This is a genomic window from uncultured Winogradskyella sp. (genome assembly GCF_947501905.1).
Taxonomy (GTDB): domain Bacteria; phylum Bacteroidota; class Bacteroidia; order Flavobacteriales; family Flavobacteriaceae; genus Winogradskyella.
In genome coordinates this window covers 456,611-470,527 of sequence record NZ_CANMXL010000004.1, presented here as the reverse complement: position 1 = coordinate 470,527, position 13,917 = coordinate 456,611, and the positions used below count along the sequence as shown (strand labels likewise).

The 13,917-nt window shown below is 33.4% G+C and carries 12 protein-coding genes; 11 read left to right on the top strand and 1 reads right to left on the bottom strand.

Features of this window, described 5'->3' with window-relative positions; all coding sequences use genetic code 11:
- The first annotated feature begins 80 nt into the window (after positions 1-80).
- From Q0770_RS11980 to Q0770_RS11950, 7 genes are read left to right on the top strand one after another with little or no spacing between them, the layout of a single operon-like run.
- The gene (locus Q0770_RS11980; RefSeq protein ID WP_299117271.1) at positions 81-3,821 is read left to right on the top strand and encodes an efflux RND transporter permease subunit; all 3,741 of its coding nucleotides are present in this window, start codon (positions 81-83) and stop codon (positions 3,819-3,821) included.
- Positions 3,818-5,053, top strand: coding sequence for a TolC family protein (locus tag Q0770_RS11975; RefSeq protein WP_299117269.1), 1,236 nt, complete (start codon positions 3,818-3,820; stop codon positions 5,051-5,053). Before Q0770_RS11980 ends, Q0770_RS11975 begins: the two co-directional genes overlap by 4 nt.
- Before the next feature lie 3 nt (positions 5,054-5,056).
- Positions 5,057-5,779 carry an acetolactate decarboxylase gene (locus Q0770_RS11970; protein ID WP_299117267.1) on the top strand — a complete coding sequence of 241 codons (723 nt, stop codon included), beginning with the start codon at positions 5,057-5,059 and terminating at the stop codon, positions 5,777-5,779.
- Complete coding sequence (locus Q0770_RS11965) at positions 5,779-6,510, top strand: heavy-metal-associated domain-containing protein (protein ID WP_252158454.1); 732 nt, start codon at positions 5,779-5,781, stop codon at positions 6,508-6,510. The genes Q0770_RS11970 and Q0770_RS11965 overlap by 1 nt, the downstream gene beginning before the upstream one ends.
- Before the next feature lie 4 nt (positions 6,511-6,514).
- Positions 6,515-7,228: a PepSY domain-containing protein gene (locus Q0770_RS11960; RefSeq protein WP_299117263.1), complete on the top strand. Its 714-nt coding sequence runs from the start codon at positions 6,515-6,517 to the stop codon at positions 7,226-7,228.
- Positions 7,229-7,230: 2 nt separating this feature from the next.
- The gene (locus tag Q0770_RS11955) at positions 7,231-8,952 is read left to right on the top strand and encodes an efflux RND transporter periplasmic adaptor subunit (protein ID WP_299117261.1); all 1,722 of its coding nucleotides are present in this window, start codon (positions 7,231-7,233) and stop codon (positions 8,950-8,952) included.
- Positions 8,953-8,983: 31 nt separating this feature from the next.
- On the top strand, positions 8,984-9,424 hold the full coding sequence (locus Q0770_RS11950; RefSeq protein ID WP_299117259.1) for a heavy-metal-associated domain-containing protein: 441 nt from the start codon (positions 8,984-8,986) through the stop codon (positions 9,422-9,424).
- 782 nt (positions 9,425-10,206) lie between these two features.
- Here the strand turns inward: Q0770_RS11950 and Q0770_RS11945 are convergent.
- The gene (locus Q0770_RS11945) at positions 10,207-10,956 is read right to left on the bottom strand and encodes a hypothetical protein (protein ID WP_298993925.1); all 750 of its coding nucleotides are present in this window, start codon (positions 10,954-10,956) and stop codon (positions 10,207-10,209) included.
- Positions 10,957-11,165: 209 nt separating this feature from the next.
- On the opposite strand from Q0770_RS11945, the gene Q0770_RS11940 reads away from it, so the two are divergent.
- The 4 genes from Q0770_RS11940 (at position 11,166) to Q0770_RS11925 (ending at position 13,870) form a co-directional block, all read left to right on the top strand.
- Complete coding sequence (locus tag Q0770_RS11940) at positions 11,166-11,354, top strand: hypothetical protein (protein WP_035325018.1); 189 nt, start codon at positions 11,166-11,168, stop codon at positions 11,352-11,354.
- A 200-nt stretch (positions 11,355-11,554) separates the two neighbouring features.
- Positions 11,555-12,184, top strand: coding sequence for an NAD(P)H-dependent oxidoreductase (locus Q0770_RS11935; RefSeq protein WP_299117257.1), 630 nt, complete (start codon positions 11,555-11,557; stop codon positions 12,182-12,184).
- A gap of 55 nt (positions 12,185-12,239) precedes the next feature.
- The gene (locus Q0770_RS11930; protein WP_299117256.1) at positions 12,240-12,668 is read left to right on the top strand and encodes a hypothetical protein; all 429 of its coding nucleotides are present in this window, start codon (positions 12,240-12,242) and stop codon (positions 12,666-12,668) included.
- 2 nt (positions 12,669-12,670) lie between these two features.
- The gene (locus Q0770_RS11925) at positions 12,671-13,870 is read left to right on the top strand and encodes a DegT/DnrJ/EryC1/StrS aminotransferase family protein (RefSeq protein ID WP_299117254.1); all 1,200 of its coding nucleotides are present in this window, start codon (positions 12,671-12,673) and stop codon (positions 13,868-13,870) included.
- The last annotated feature ends 47 nt before the right edge of the window (positions 13,871-13,917 follow it).

Genomic DNA, 13,917 nt, shown 5'->3' with positions numbered 1-13,917 from the left:
TGGCTTTATGCTATGTGGATAATTTGTTGTATTCGGTGTTTTCTCAACACCAATGTCTAACTGTTTAATAATCAAACTATATGCTTAATAAAGCAATCAAATTTCTTATAGAGAATAAACTCGTTGCAGTACTACTACTCGTCCTTTTCGTAGGATGGGGAACAGTAAATGCACCTTTCAATTGGGATACAGGATTTTTACCAAGCAATCCTGTAGCTGTAGATGCAATTCCAGATATTGGAGAAAACCAACAAATTGTATTTACAAAGTGGGATGGTCGTTCACCACAAGATATTGAAGACCAAATTACCTATCCATTAACCACATCCTTGTTAGGTATTCCTGGAGTAAAAACCATTCGTAGTTCGTCTATGTTTGGCTTTTCAAGTATCTATATCATTTTTGAAGAAGACATAGAATTTTACTGGAGTAGAAGCCGTATTCTCGAAAAACTAAACTCATTACCAAGTGGTTTATTACCTGAAGGTGTTAATCCTGCTTTGGGACCAGATGCAACAGGATTAGGACAAATATTTTGGTACACACTTGAAGGTCGTGATGAAAACGGAAACGTAACTGGTGGTTGGGATTTACAAGAATTGCGAAGCATACAAGATTACTATGTAAAATATGCATTATCCTCTGCAAGTGGTGTTTCAGAAGTGGCATCCATTGGTGGTTATGTTCAAGAATATCAAGTCGATATTAATCCAGAATTGATGCGTCAATATAATATAGGTTTACATCATATTGTAAAAGCAGTTAAGGAAAGTAATAAAGACATTGGTGCACAAACTATTGAAATCAATAATGCGGAATATTTAGTACGTGGTTTAGGGTATGTAAAATCTATTGAAGACATAGAAAATGCAGTCGTTACTTCCGAAGATTATACAGCAATACGAATTAAAGACATCGGAAAAGTATCATTAGGTCCTGCAACAAGACGTGGTTTATTAGATAAAGAAGGAGCTGAAATTGTAGGTGCTGTTGTCGTGGCGCGATATGGCGCAAACCCAATGGAAGTAATCAATAATGTAAAAGAGAAAATTAACGAATTAAGTGCAGGATTACCTTCAAAAGTATTAGCAGATGGTAGAACATCACAAGTAACCATTGTACCATTTTACGATAGAACCGTATTAATTCAAGAAACATTAGGTACACTTAACGAGGCATTGACTTTAGAAATACTTATTACCATTTTGGTTATTATCATTATGGTATTTAATCTTCGAGCTTCAGTATTAATTTCTGGATTATTGCCTGTTGCGGTTTTAATGGTTTTTATAGCTATGAAGTTCTTTGGAGTAGATGCAAACATTGTCGCTTTATCAGGTATTGCAATTGCTATTGGAACAATGGTCGATGTTGGTGTTATACTTTCAGAAAACATTATAAGGCATTTAGATGAAGATGATGGAACAAAACCCATTAATACAGTAGTATATAATGCCACAGCCGAAGTATCTGGTGCAATAGTAACCGCAGTAATGACAACCATCATCAGTTTCATTCCTGTATTTACAATGATTGGTGCAGAAGGAAAACTATTTAGACCGTTAGCATTTACTAAAACCTTTGCATTAACAGCTTCTATAATTGTAGCCTTGTTTTTAATTCCGCCATTTGCAGCATTTTTATTCAGAAAGAAAAGTATTAAAACCACTTTTAAATATGGTTTAAATGGTGTTTTAATAGCTTTAGGTATTGTAGCAATAGTCTATGGGTATTGGTTAGGATTGATTTTGATTGCTTTTGGAATTACAGCACTTCTCAATCTTCAAAATAAGATAACAGACAAACAAACTAACCTTATCAATATCATTATTTCAGCATCTGCGATAGTATTTCTGTTAGCCGAATATTGGAGACCATTAGGTGTTGATAAAAGCATCTTCTGGAATCTCATTTTTGTTAGTGTTATATGTTTTGGTTTATTAGGTGTTTTCTCATTATTCATCAAATATTACACACGCATTTTAAGATGGTGTTTAGATAATAAACTATTGTTTCTATCTGTACCAACAGCTATTGTAATTGCAGGTTTTTTCATTATGAAAAATACTGGTAAAGAGTTTATGCCATCCTTAAATGAAGGCTCATTTCTACTAATGCCAACTTCAATGCCTCATTCTGGCGTAGAAGAAAACAAACGAGTTTTACAGCAATTAGATATGGCAGTAGCCAGTATTCCAGAGATTGAAACGGTAGTTGGTAAAGCAGGAAGAACAGAATCAGCTTTAGACCCAGCACCACTATCAATGTACGAGAATATGATTCAGTATAAGCCAGAGTATATGCTGAATGAAAGCAGAGTGCGCCAACGTTACAAAGTAAATGAGGATGGTTTGTTTGAATTAAAAGATGGTCGATTAATTCATAACGAAAATATAGATGTCAGTTCGAGCGCAGTCGAGAACAAAGTGATAATCAAATCAACTTTATTAAATGTCCAAAGGTCTCAATTAATTGAAGACAAGGATGGCGAATACTATCGTAATTGGCGACCAGAAATTGAATCACCAGACGATATTTGGAATGAAATTGTAAGAGTCACCAAATTGCCAGGTGTTACGTCAGCACCAAAACTACAACCTATTGAAACCAGATTGGTAATGCTTCAAACAGGAATGCGAGCACCTATGGGAATTAAAGTAAAAGGTCAAGACTTAAAGCAAATTGAAGCGTTTGGAGTGCAATTAGAAAACATCATCAAGGATGCAGAAGGTGTTAAAGAAGAAGCTGTTTTTGCTGACCGTATTGTTGGCAAACCGTATTTGTTGATTGATATTGATAGAGAGAAAATTGCACGTTACGGAATTTCTATACAAGATGTTCAGGATGTATTAAAAGTCGCAGTTGGTGGTATGGTATTAACACAAACGGTTGAAGGTCGTGAGCGATATGGTGTTCGTGTGCGATACCCAAGAGAATTACGAGCAAATCCAACAGACTTACAACAGATTTATGTGCCAGTTGAAAAAGGTAGTCCTGTTCCATTAAGCGAATTGGCAACCATTCGTTACGAACAAGGTCCACAAGTCATAAAAAGTGAAGACACCTTTTTAGTAGGTTATGTCTTGTTTGATAAATTAGATGGTTTTGCAGAAGTAAGCGTTGTTGAAAATGCACAAGCATTGATTCAAGAAAAGATAGATTCTGGTGAATTGATAGTTCCAAAAGGAATCAACTATGCATTCACAGGAACTTACGAAAATCAATTACGAGCAGAAAAAACGCTATCTGTTGTTGTACCATTAGCATTGGCAATAATCTTTTTAATACTGTATTTCCAATTCCGTTCTGTAGCAACCTCATTAATGGTGTTTACTGGTATTGCAGTAGCTTTTGCAGGTGGCTTTATAATGATATGGCTTTATGGTCAAGATTGGTTTTTAAACTTCAACTTCTTTGGCGAAAATATGCGAGACTTATTTCAGATGCATCCCATTAATTTAAGTGTAGCGGTTTGGGTTGGGTTTATTGCACTATTCGGTATTGCAACAGATGATGGTGTAGTAATGGCAACCTATTTAACGCAAACTTTTGATAGAAATACACCAGAGAATAAAAAGGAAATTAGAGCGTCCATAGTAGAAGCAGGAGAAAAACGAATCAGACCCTGTTTAATGACAACAGCAACGACCATATTAGCATTATTACCAATACTCACATCTACAGGACGAGGAAGCGATATAATGATTCCAATGGCAATACCAAGTTTTGGTGGAATGCTTATAGCCTTAATAACCTTATTTGTAGTTCCAGTATTATATAGCTGGAAATCCGAAGTTCAACTTAAAAGAGCAACAAAATGAAATACATAATAATCAATTTAAAAACAGTCTTTGTTCTTTGTTCTTTATGCTTTGTTCTTTCTGCACAAAGTCAAGAGTTAGAGACGCTTATTGATGTAGCATTAAATAACAATCCAGAAATTCAAAAGTTCGAATTACAGTACAAGAGAGTTTCAGAAAAAGTAAACGAAGTAAATACATTACCTAATACTGAATTTGGTGTAGGTTACTTTGTGAGCGAACCAGAAACGAGAACAGGAGCGCAACGATTTAAAGTATCGGCTAAACAAATGTTACCGTGGTTTGGTACAATTACTTCACGAGAAAATTATATCAGTTCATTAGCCGATGCAAAATATGAGGACATTGTTATTGCAAAGCGAAAATTGATGGCTTCTGTATCACAATCCTATTATAATTTATACGCTAACAAAGCGAAACAAAGGGTGCTAACAGAAAACATTAAACTATTGGAAACCTATGAGACATTAGCACTAACATCTGTTGAGGTTGGTAAAGCATCTGCTGTAGATGTGTTGCGATTGCAAATGCGTCAAAACGAAATGCAACAACTAAAAGATGTTTTAAGTCAACAGTTTTTAGCAGAACAAACGAATCTTAATAATCTTTTGAATAGAGAAAATGATGTTGCTGTTACTGTAGTAGATAGTTTAATTATGCCTTCAGAAGACTTTGAAATCATTACTGAAAATTTAGCATTACATCCTGAATTGTTGAAGTATGATAAACTCTATCAGTCCATAGAACAATCAGAATTATTAAACCAAAAAGAAAGCAGTCCTATGATTGGTTTTGGATTAGACTATATCAATGTTTCCGAAAGACCAGATATGAATTTCTCGGATAATGGAAAAGATATTGTGATGCCTATGGTTTCCGTGTCAATCCCAATTTTTAATAAAAAATATAAATCTCAAACCAAGCAAAATGAGTTAGAACAGCAAGAAATAACAGCTCAAAAACAAGAACGATTAAACACTTTGGAAACGCTTTTAAGTAAAGCGATTAATGAACGTATTTCTGCAAGAATCAGTTATGCAACCCAAACTCAAAACCTAAAACAAGCTAAAGATGCAGAGGACATCTTAATTAAAAGCTACGAAACAGGCACAATAGATTTTAATGATGTTTTAGATATTCAAGAACTACAATTAAAGTTTCAAATGAACCAAATAGAATCTGTTAAGACCTATTATGTTCAAACCACAATTATTAATTATCTAACCAATTAAGGAATGAAAAAATTAATATATATAACAGTATTAGCATTTTTTATAATAGCATTTTCATCTTGTCGAGATAAAGAAAGTAAAACTCTTTCAACAGTAGTAAAACATTCAGGTGCTTTAAGAACAATAATGTCTGGTAATATTCAACCCGTAATCAGTTTAGACACACTTTCAAAAATGAAAAACCTTTACGCTCTTGGTGCTGTGGATAACCTCAAGGGCGAAATTCAAATATTTGATAGTCAACCAAGCAACAGTTTTGTGGTTGATAGTAGTTTACAGATTAAAGATTCTTACAACCTAAAAGCATCTCTATTAGTATATGCAGAAATTAAAGCGTGGGAATCTTTTGAAATAAAAAATTGTACCACAAAAAGTGATTTAGAAGAACAAATTTTCAAGATTGCTACAGAGTACAATATAGATACAAATAAACCATTTCCTTTTTTGTTAGAGGGCAACGTCAAATCTTTAGATTGGCACGTCATCAATTGGAAAGATGGTGACACTATCCATAATCATAAAAAGCACAAAGAATCAGGTTTAAATGGAACTTTGCAGAATAAAGACGTTGAAATAATCGGATTCTATTCTACAAAACATAAAGCAATTTTCACACATCATACTACCAATATCCATATGCATTTTAAAACGGAGGATGATGCTATTGCTGGTCATATAGATAACTTATTATTAAACAATTCTATAACATTAAAGCTACCAAAATAATGACACATACATATAAAATAACAGGAATGACCTGTGGCAGTTGTAAAGCATCTGTAGAAAAAAGTTTAGAAAGCATTGACAATGTTACTAATGTTGAAGTTAATCTCGAAAAAGGAGAAGCTGAAGTTACAATGAGTAGCCACGTCGCTACAGAAACTCTTAAAAAAGCCTTACCTGAAAAATATACGCTTTCTGAAAAGGAAGTTAAAAATATTTTTGCTTCTACAAGTACACCAAGTTTTGAAATGGAGCAAGAAAAAAGCAAACTACAGCAATTAAAGCCCTTACTACTAATCATCTTTTATATAGCAACCGCAAGTGTATTATTACATTATAAAGATTGGAGTTGGAGTGCATTTATGCTCGACTTTATGGGCTTATTCTACATTGTGTTTAGCTTCTTCAAGATGTTAGATTTAAAAGGCTTCCCAGAATCTTTCAAAATGTACGACCCATTAGCAAAACGAGTTCCTGCTTATGGTTGGATTTATCCATTTATTGAAACTGCTTTGGGTTTAATGTTTTTGATGCGATTTGAAGTTAAAATTGCATTAATAGTAACACTTGTTGTATTAGGTATTACAACCATTGGTGTAACGAAAACATTATTAGATAAAAAATCTATTAGATGTGCTTGTTTAGGTACAGCTCTGAAACTTCCTATGACAGAAGCCACTTTTATTGAGAATGCTATAATGATTGTGATGGCAGTATTAATGCTAATAAATTAAAACAATGGTAAACAGACATACAGCATTAAAAATTAGAAAAACCCATAGATATTTAGGCTTGTTTTTGGGTATTCAATTTTTGTTTTGGACTATTAGTGGTTTATACTTTAGTTGGACAGATATTGATGAAATACACGGTGACCATTTTAAAAATATGGAATATCAGCCTAAAGCATTTAACAACCTCATTAGTCCAACACGGCTTAATGTTTCACAAGGCATCAATACTATTGAATTGAGAGATATTGATAATTCACCATACTATTGGATTAACAAAGAACAACTATACAATGCTATCGATGGTAGTTTAAAATCTAATATAACAAAAGAAGAGGCTTTGTATATCGCAAGACTCAATATGAAAAATGGCTTAAAGGTTGAATCTATAGAGCAGATTAATGAAACAGGGAAACATCACGAGTATAGAGAAAAGTTATTGCCTGCTTACGTTATCTCGTATGAATTAGACGAAGCCTTAAAAGCTTATGTGTCTATAAAAGATGGAAAATTTCAGACGGTTAGACATCGAAGTTGGCGTTGGTTCGATTTTTTATGGATGACGCACACTATGGATTATGAGGGTAGAGACAACTTTAATACAGTAGTTTTAAGAGCATTCTCGTTGTTAGGCTTAATAACGGTTTTGAGTGGCTTTTTACTATGGTACACATCGTCACCATCAATCAGAAAAATATTAAAAAAGAAAAAAAATAATTAGAGATGAAAAAATATATCATTTATATAGGAATATTAGCTGTAGGGCTACTTTTAGGGTGGATACTTTTTGGTAACTCATCAAATAAAGAAACAGAGCACAATCATACAGATACAACAGAAACCAATCAAATGTGGACGTGTTCTATGCATCCACAAATTATGCAACCAGAACCAGGTGATTGTCCTATCTGTGGTATGGATTTAATTCCTGCCGAAAGTAGTGCAGATGGTTTATTAGCAGACCAATTCAAGTTAACTGAAAATGCGATGGCATTAGCCAATATTCAAACAACTGTTGTTGGTAAAGGAAATGTTGATGGCAACACCCTTAAGTTATCTGGTAAAATTGCTGAAAATGAAGAAGCAAACGCAGTACAAGTAAGTTATTTTTCGGGTAGAATAGAACGATTGAATGTCAGTTTTACAGGTGAAGAAGTACGTAAAGGTCAGCTATTAGCAACTATTTATTCGCCAGAATTGTATGCGGCACAACAAGAGTTAATTACAGCATCATCTTTAAAGGAATCGCAACCTGCATTATATAAGGCAGTTCGTAATAAATTGAAGTTGTGGAAACTTTCTGAAAGTCAAATTAATCAAATAGAAGAAACTGGAAAAGTAAAAGAAAACTTTCCAGTCTATGCAACCGTTTCAGGAACAGTTACCGAAAAATTAGTAGAACAAGGCGATTACATAAAACAAGGTCAACCATTGCTTAAAATTGCAAATCTCAATACGGTTTGGGCAAACTTTGATGTATATGAAAATCAAATCGATTTATTTAAAAAGGGACAAGAAGTTTTAGTGACTACAAATGCTTATGCTAATAAAGAGTTTAAAGGGAAAGTAGATTTCATTGAACCAATATTAAATACCAGAACAAGAACAGTAACCTTACGTGTGGTGCTTAATAATAAGAACGATGTATTTAAACCAGGAATGTTTGTAACCGCTAATATTGAACGAGTATCAAATAATAATGATGAAGTGTTAACAATCCCAGCATCTGCTGTACTTTGGACAGGTGAGCGTTCTGTTGTGTATTTAAAAACCAATCCAGACCAAACTATTTTTGAAATGCGTGAAGTTGTTTTAGGCAATCAAATTGGTAATGAATATGAAGTTTTAGAAGGATTATTTGTTGGCAATGAAATCGTGACTAACGGGACATTTACGGTTGATGCAGCAGCTCAATTACAAGGCAAAAAATCAATGATGAATAAGGAAGGTGGCAAAGTAATGACAGGTCACGAAGAACATACAATGGATATGATGACAGAAAAGGTTGATTTTAATAGTACTGTTGAAAAATCATTTCAACCTATTATTGACGCTTATATCAATCTTAAAGATGCTTTAATTCAGTCTGATATATCGTTAGCATCATCCAAAAGTGAAGCATTTAGAAAAGCATTGGAAGAAATGCCAGTAAGTCAAAGAGAGCAAACGCATAATTACTGGGCTATTTTGCATAAAACATCTAAAGGAATAAATGAAAATGTAACTCTGGAACATCAACGTAAACAGTTTCAAACAATTTCCGATAAGCTTATAGAAATGGTTAAAAACTTTGATAAGGGAAATGATAAGCTATATGTACAGTTTTGTCCTATGGCAGATAACAATAACGGTGCGTATTGGTTGAGTAAAGAAGAACAAGTTTTAAACCCATATTTTGGTGACGCAATGCTTAAATGTGGTGAGGTTAAACAAACAATAGAATAAATAAACACAGATAATAATTAAATTTTTAAAAATGAAGAAAGTAATTTTAAGCGTAGCTGTAATAATAGCTATGGGATTAACAAGTTGTAAAAACGAAACTAAAAAAGTTGAAGAAACTACAACAACAGAAGTGTCAAAAGAAATTGCAATGACAGATTTATCTTTTGGTGTGAGAGGTAATTGTGGTATGTGTAAAAGTACCATTGAAAAAGCAGCCAATAGTGTTGAAGGTGTTGCAAGTGCCAATTGGGATGTCGATAAAAAGAAGATTGATGTTTCTTTTGATGATACCAAAACAGATGCAATGGCAATTCATAAGGCAATAGCAGCATCAGGTTATGACACCGAAAAAGTTACAGGAAGTGAAGAAGCCTATAAAGATTTACCAGGTTGTTGTCAATACGACCACGAAATGGCTATGAATCAAACAGGAGAAATGAAATCGGAAGACCATTCAAATCACGACCATTAAGCCAATAATTTAAGAGTCTTTTTCGAAAGGCTCTTTTTTATTCCCCACAACCCAAAACCCAGTTTTTTCGTACCTCAAAAGCCTCTGTCTTTTGTGTTGTTCCGCTCGCCACAAAAGTTTAGCGTTTTTTTTGTCTTTAAGGTAATAGCATATTACAGCTTTGGTTTTCATAAAATCAAACCAAACTGCAATAAGCTATTCTTTTATTATTCTATCATAAAACCCTAAACTCACCCAAGCTATGTTACATAATACAAGTTATAGTAGCAAAAATCCTTACAAGGGTTTGCTAACGCAGTATTCTTATATTTTCGTAGCTATAACTGGTATTATGTAAAATATCCGCTTATCCCACGCTCACATTGGAACTTCAAACAAAATAACGTTATCTCATTCAACTGCACAAAATCATCGTTAAGTCCAAGTATTCCTTACCTCAAATCTTTGTTTGCTTTATTTCGTTAACTTTCATTTTAGGAAAAGTAAGATTGGATAATAAAATAAAAAAGAAAGCAAATATAGGTAGCTTCCATCTGCCAACGCTCTATACTGTAAAGGTCAAGCCCTACGGGTTTTGAATAAAACTTTTTTAAGAAGCAGTCGTAATAGGTTTCAAGATTTTAGAGTAAAAAACTTTTACCCAAAAACCTTGACAGCATCATCCACACTACCTTTAACATTGGCTATCTTTTTTCTTTTCTTCAAAAAAATTATGGCAAAAGAAAAAGCCCTACAATAAAAATTATAGGACTCTTTCAGCTTCAAAGGTCAGAATGAAACTTTTATGCTACTTCTACGATATTTAAAACGTTATATGCGCCATTTTTAAGCGGATACTGAACACCGTTAATCTCTTGGAAGAACTCAACCAATAAAACGAATATATCGTTTCCTGTGCCTGTTGGAACACCTGCAGGAGTTAGTGTTTGAGTTGCAGAGGTTGAATCAATAGGAATATTTACAGTTGGACTGTATTCAATTGAATTATCTGTTGTATCAAAGTCAACTTTTAAAAATGCTGAACTTAAACTTACGTGTGTTGCACCACTTGGATAAGCAATATCATTTGCAGGTGTTAAATTTGGAATCGTAATTTCACCAGTTGCACCATCTACCGTAAATGGAGCGAATAAAACAGCACTTAAAATGGCTCTATTATTAAAATCCAAGCCTTTTAATGTGGCTTTACCTTCTGGTGTTGCTAATCCTGTAGCTACATTTCTTTGTCCTCTTATAGAGGTTGTATCAAAGTTTTTAATTTGTGTCATTTTTTGAGTAACACGACTTGAAACTCGATTATCTTTAGCTCTAATCATTAAGTTTCTTACAGACGTTCTCAATAGTTTACCAGATGATGCAGAACTTCCAAATTCTGAACCGTTTTCACGAGTACGCTCAAACGCTGGGTCATTTTGAATACGCTCTTTAGAAACACCGCCTTTAGTTTTTACTAAATAACCCTCTTTTGCTTTGTAAAAAGTTAGATTGTCTAACGTTCCTTCTAACTTAATAATACCTTTTAATTTTGCCATAACTAATACATTTTTTGATGATGAATATCAAATATACGAGCTATTGACTGTCAATGCATTAGAGTGCTTCCGTAGTGTTTATAAGTTGCCAAAACTTCCGATTTCGTTAGTTTTTTCAATGGGATATTAGTCGTATATTGTATATAGGTGCTTTATAGCAACGGTATAGATAAAGTATAGTTAGAGTATTAATTTTAAATTTAAAGTGAATGAGTAGAATCTGTATTTACCCTAAAGACGTACAGGTAGTAACAGGAAAGAGTGAGCGTTATGGCAGAACAATAATCAAAGCAATTAAAGAACGCCTTAACAAAGAAGCTCATCAGTTAGTTACTATCGATGAATTTTGCGACTTTATGGGCTTTGAAATCAGTAAAGTACAAGGATTAATCAAGTAAATTCCTTATCTTTACTACAAGGTATAAAGGTGACCTATTAGGTGACCCAACAATGGTACAGGACTGAAACAGTAATAAATAAAGGCACTACGAAAGAGGTTCACTTACCTCTTTCTCCGCTAAAGCTTCATCAAAATTTGATGAAGCTTTTTTTATGAATGACTTCAATATAACATTCCGTATTTTTGCAAAAAAAGTTTATGAACGTTATTGAGCAATTAAAATGGCGGTACGCAACCAAAAAATTTGATGCGACTAAATCTATATCTCAAGAGCAATTAGCGATACTTAAAGAAGCTTTTAATCTTACGGCATTGTCTTATGGCTTACAAACCCTAAAGCTTGTAGTCATTGAAGATAAAGTTAAGCGAGAAGCTTTAGTAAAACATTCTTATGACCAACGCCAGGTAGTTGAAGCGTCGCACTTATTGATTTTATGTATTCAAAATGAAATTGATAATAACGATGTGGATGAGCATTTTGAAAATGTTACTGCAATTAGAAATACACCAGAATCAATCTTAGAGCCTTTTAAGAATCAATTGAAGTCTACAATTGAAACTATGCCAAAAGCAAAAAAAATGGATTGGGCAACACGTCAAGCTTATATTGCTTTAGGCAATTTGATGACAGTTTGCGCGTTAGAAAAGATTGATAGCTGTCCTATGGAAGGTTTTAATCCAGAGGCTTATGATAAAGCACTACGATTATCAGAAAAAGGATTACAATCAGTATTGTTGTTGCCTGTAGGATATAGAGCAGATGACGATATGTTTTCTACATTAAAAAAAGTTAGAAAACCTATAGAAAATACAGTAATAGATTTATAGTTTCTAGCTTAAGTATGTCAAAGTGTTATATTTGTTTTTTGATAAATTTTATGATATGAAAAATTGCATGTTTTTAGTTTTGTTGTGCTTGGTATCAATGCCAATTTTTTCGCAAAACATAGTTTGGGAAACAGATTATCCAACAGCATTAAGTAAAGCTCAACAGGATAATAAAATTTTAGTTATTTATTTTAATAATGGACAGAGTCCTAGCTTAGAGCGTGTAATTAAGAAACGTATTTTAAAATCTAATGAATTTAAAAATCATTCAAACAGTATTGTTGGATTATTAATTGAGAATACAAATAACAATGATGAACATCGATATAATAGCAGAGTTATTTCAGGTTATAACAAGGATAAAGTATTTCCTGCTATAAGTGTTATACACTTTAAAGCGAGAAAGTACTTGCCTTTGCTTACAAAATTTGAAGATGTTAATATCGCATCATTCTTAAATAAATTTAAAGACTTATCTAACTAACTATGCCAGGATTTGAATTATTTGGTGACGCTGAACGCGAAAGTGTTAATGAGGTCTTAGATAATGGTGTTTTAATGCGCTATGGTTTTGATGGTATGCGCAATGGACATTGGAAAGCCAAAGAGCTTGAAGCTGAACTTCAAAAAACATTTCAAACCAATCATGTACAATTAGTATCTAGCGGAACTGCAGCAGTATCTGTTGCTTTAGCATCAGCAGGCGTTGGAGCTGGAGATGAGGTTATTATGCCAACATTTACATTTGTCGCAAGTTTTGAAGCTATAATGATGCTAGGAGCAATTCCTATTCTAGTAGATATCGATAGTACATTAACTCTAGACCCAAAAGCTTTAGAAGCTGCGATTACTCCAAAAACAAAAGCTGTTATGGTTGTACAAATGTGTGGTAGTATGGCAGATATGGATGCACTTAAATCTGTTTGTGATAAGCATAATTTAATTTTTGTAGAAGATGCATGCCAAGCTATTGGAGGTACTTACAAAGGTAAACCTCTTGGGAGTATTGCTGATGTGGGCTGTTTTTCTTTTGACTTTGTAAAAACAATCACATGTGGAGAAGGTGGTGCTGTAATTAGTAACAATAAAGAATATTATATCAATGCTGACCACTACAGTGATCATGGTCATGACCATATTGGCAACGATAGAGGTGCTGAAACACATCCGTTTTTAGGCTATAATTTTAGAATATCAGAATTGCATGCAGCAGTTGGTTTGGCGCAAGTAAAACGTCTTCCAGAATTTTTAGCAATACAAAAACGTAATTTTAATATCATTAGAGCAGAATTAAGTCAAATTCCTGAAGTTGAGTTTAGAACTGTACCCGAAGGTGGAGTGGAAAGTTGTGCTTTTCTAAATTTCTTTTTACCAGATTTAAATATAGCTCGCAAAGTTTCTCAAGTTTTTAAAGAAAGTGGAGTAGATGCATGCTTTCATTATTATGATAATAATTGGCATTATATCAGAAAATGGGACCACTTAAAAGAATTAAAATCATTATTTCCAATTACACAAGAAGTAAAAGAAGGACTTCAATACCTTCAAGGTAAAACTTACGAACAGTCAGATAGTTATATTGCAAGAAATATTTCTTGCTTGATAAAGTTATCATGGACGGAAGAACAAGTAATGGAGAGAGCAAAAGTCATGAAACGTTGTATACTTGAGGTTTTAAATAGTTAAAATTACTGTTCTACCTATTATGTAGTGTTCTTGTATAGGTGATTTAA

Excerpts from the sequence above, each read along its gene's own strand:
- Q0770_RS11980 (WP_299117271.1), top strand. The coding sequence starts at position 81 with ATGCTTAATAAAGCAATCAAATTTCTTATAGAGAATAAACTCGTTGCA.
- Q0770_RS11975 (WP_299117269.1), top strand. The coding sequence starts at position 3,818 with ATGAAATACATAATAATCAATTTAAAAACAGTCTTTGTTCTTTGTTCT.
- Q0770_RS11970 (WP_299117267.1), top strand. The coding sequence starts at position 5,057 with ATGAAAAAATTAATATATATAACAGTATTAGCATTTTTTATAATAGCA.
- Q0770_RS11965 (WP_252158454.1), top strand. The coding sequence starts at position 5,779 with ATGACACATACATATAAAATAACAGGAATGACCTGTGGCAGTTGTAAA.
- Q0770_RS11960 (WP_299117263.1), top strand. The coding sequence starts at position 6,515 with ATGGTAAACAGACATACAGCATTAAAAATTAGAAAAACCCATAGATAT.
- Q0770_RS11955 (WP_299117261.1), top strand. The coding sequence starts at position 7,231 with ATGAAAAAATATATCATTTATATAGGAATATTAGCTGTAGGGCTACTT.
- Q0770_RS11950 (WP_299117259.1), top strand. The coding sequence starts at position 8,984 with ATGAAGAAAGTAATTTTAAGCGTAGCTGTAATAATAGCTATGGGATTA.
- Q0770_RS11945 (WP_298993925.1), bottom strand. The coding sequence starts at position 10,956 with ATGGCAAAATTAAAAGGTATTATTAAGTTAGAAGGAACGTTAGACAAT.
- Q0770_RS11940 (WP_035325018.1), top strand. The coding sequence starts at position 11,166 with ATGAGTAGAATCTGTATTTACCCTAAAGACGTACAGGTAGTAACAGGA.
- Q0770_RS11935 (WP_299117257.1), top strand. The coding sequence starts at position 11,555 with ATGAACGTTATTGAGCAATTAAAATGGCGGTACGCAACCAAAAAATTT.
- Q0770_RS11930 (WP_299117256.1), top strand. The coding sequence starts at position 12,240 with ATGAAAAATTGCATGTTTTTAGTTTTGTTGTGCTTGGTATCAATGCCA.
- Q0770_RS11925 (WP_299117254.1), top strand. The coding sequence starts at position 12,671 with ATGCCAGGATTTGAATTATTTGGTGACGCTGAACGCGAAAGTGTTAAT.